Annotated in this window: 1 protein-coding gene; it reads left to right on the top strand. The window is 69.5% G+C overall.

Annotation, left to right across the window (positions count from 1 at the left end; translation table 11 throughout):
• Nucleotides 1-2830: type I polyketide synthase (locus tag ACZ7KF_RS41465; protein WP_471087882.1), on the top strand; the 2830-nt coding region annotated here is incomplete at both ends.

The following is a 2830-nucleotide window of genomic DNA, read 5'->3' as shown; positions in this document are numbered from 1 at the left end:
AGTGCGGTGAACCAGGACGGTGCGTCGAACGGTCTGACCGCTCCGAATGGTCCTTCGCAGCAGCGTGTGATCCGGCAGGCGCTGGCGAGTGCTGGGTTGTCGGCGGCTGATGTCGATGTGGTGGAGGCGCACGGTACGGGGACGTCGCTGGGTGATCCGATCGAGGCGCAGGCCCTGATCGCGACGTACGGTCAGGAGCGGCCGGGTGATGACCGTCCGTTGTGGCTGGGGTCGTTGAAGTCGAACATCGGTCATGCGCAGGCCGCCGCGGGTGCGGCGGGTGTGATCAAGATGGTGCAGGCGATGCGGCACGGTGTGCTGCCCAAGACGCTGCATGTGGATGCGCCGTCGCCGAAGGTGGACTGGTCGGCGGGTGCGGTGGAACTGCTCACTGAGTCACGCGAGTGGCAGACCGCGGAGAACCGCCCCCGCCGCGCCGCCGTCTCCTCCTTCGGCATCAGCGGCACGAATGCGCACGTGATCCTGGAGGGGGTCGAGCCCGCGGCTCCGGTGGAGCGTGCGGTGGTGCCGGACGGTGTGGTGCCGCTGGTGCTGTCGGGCAAGTCACCGGAAGCGGTGCGTGCGCAGGCGGCGCGGTTGGCAGGTTTCCTGGGCGAGGGCCCTGGGGTGCATCTGGCCGATGTGGCGTATTCGCTGGCGACGACGCGTGCGCGTTTCGATCACCGTGCGGTGGTGGTGGCGGGTTCGGTGCAGGAGGCCCGGGAGGGTCTGGCGTCGGTGCGTGCGCAGGGTGTGGTCGCGGGTCGTCTGGGTGTGCTGTTCACGGGCCAGGGTTCCCAGCGGGTGGGTATGGGGCGGGAACTGCACGCGGTGTTCCCGGTGTTCGCGGACGCTTTCGACGAGGTGTGTGCGGCCGTCGACAAGAGTCTGGACCGCTCGCTGAGGGATGTGGTCTTCGAGGGCGGCGACCTGCTGGATGAGACGAGGTATGCGCAGCCGGCCCTGTTCGCTGTGGAGGTGGCGCTCTCCCGGCTCGTTGAGTCGTGGGGTGTGGTGCCTGATGTTGTGGGTGGTCATTCGGTCGGTGAGGTGACGGCGGCGTTTTTGGCGGGTGTGTGGTCGCTGGAGGATGCGGCGGCGTTGGTGGTGGCGCGTGGTCGGTTGATGCAGGCGTTGCCGTCGGGTGGGGTGATGGTCGCGGTGGAGGCGGCGGAGGACGAGGTCACGCCGTTGCTGACCGCGGGGGTCAGCGTCGCCGCCGTGAACGGTGCGACATCGCTGGTCCTGTCCGGTGTCCGGGACGAGGTCGAGGCGGTGGTGGCCCGTTTGGAGGGGCGTCGGGTGAAGCGGCTGCGGGTGTCGCACGCGTTCCACTCGTCCTTGATGGATCCGATGCTGGAGGAGTTCCGCCAGGTCGCGGCCGGACTGACGTATCGCGAGCCGTCCATGGCGGTGGTGTCGAACCTGACCGGACAGCTGGCGGATCCGGAGCGGCTGTGCTCGCCGGAGTACTGGGTGGAGCATGTGCGGGGCACGGTCCGCTTCCACGACGGCGTCCGCGCCATGCGCGCGGAGAAGGTCTCCACGTTCCTGGAGCTGGGCCCCGACGGTGTGTTGTCGGGGATGGTCGAGCAGGACTGCGTGCCGTCGCTGCGGCGGGACGTGCCCGAGGACCGGGCGCTGATGACCACCCTGGGCCGGCTCCACGCGCGGGGTGTCGACGTGGACTGGGAGAAGGTGTTTGCCGGCACCGGCGCACACCGCGTGGCCCTGCCGACGTACGCCTTCCAGCACCAGCGCTACTGGCTGAACTCGAATGTGTCCGTCGTTGACCCCGCGTTCGCGGTCGAGCATCCGCTGCTCGACTCGGTCATCAGTGTTCCCGACACGGGCGGTGTCCTCGGCACGGGTCGGTTGTCGCTTGCCGCCCAGCCGTGGCTGGCGGACCACACCGTGTCCGGCACGGTCCTGCTGCCGGGCGCGGCATTGGTCGAATTGGCCGTTCGCACTGGTGACGAGGTCGGTGCGGGGGTGCTGCGGGAGCTCGTTATCGAGGCTCCGCTGGTGGTTCCCGATCACGGCTCGGTGCGTATCCAGGTATCTGTCGGTGAGGACACGGGCGGTGCGCGGTCGGTGGCGGTGTACTCGCGGCCGGACGACGCCGAGTCCGACACGCCCTGGGCGCGTCACGCCACAGGCCAGCTCGCTGAGGACGTGCCGGCTCCGGCCGCCGCCTTCGGGGTCTGGCCCCCGGAGGGTGCGCAGCCTGTCGACCTGACCGGCTTCTACGCGGACCAGGCGGCCGCCGGCTACGGCTACGGGCCGGTGTTTCAGGGGCTGCGTGCGGTGTGGCGGCGTGGGGACGAGGTGTTCGGTGAGGTCGCGTTGCCGGCGGGGGAGGTGGAGTCGGCCGGTGGGTTTGGTCTGCATCCGGCGCTCTTGGATGCGGCGTTGCACGCGGGAGCGTTCCTGGGCGAGCGTGGGCCTGACGGTGAGGGGTTGTTCCTGCCGTTCGCGTGGAGTGGTGTGTCTTTGCATGCTTCGGGTGCGTCGTCTTTGCGGATCCGGTTGAGGTCCACGGGTTCGGAGTCGCTGTCGCTGGACCTGGCCGATGGTGAGGGTGCCGCGGTGGCGTCGGTGGAGTCGCTCGTGTTGCGGGCGGTCGCCGGGGAGCAGTTGGGGGTGTCGGGTGCTGGTGGTGGGGAGTCGCTGTTCCGGGTGGAGTGGTCGGCTGTGCCGGTGCCGGTGCCGGTGTCTGAGGATGCGGGCGATGTCGGGGTGGAGTTGTTGGAGGTTCCGCGGTCGGGGTCTGTGGATGCCGGGGTTGTGCGTGAGGTGACGGCTGGTGTCCTTGCTGCTGTGCAGTCCT

The organism is Streptomyces sp. NPDC038200 (genome assembly GCF_055600785.1).
Note: the sequence above shows the minus strand (reverse complement) of the source record. Positions and strands in the feature narration are given on the sequence as shown.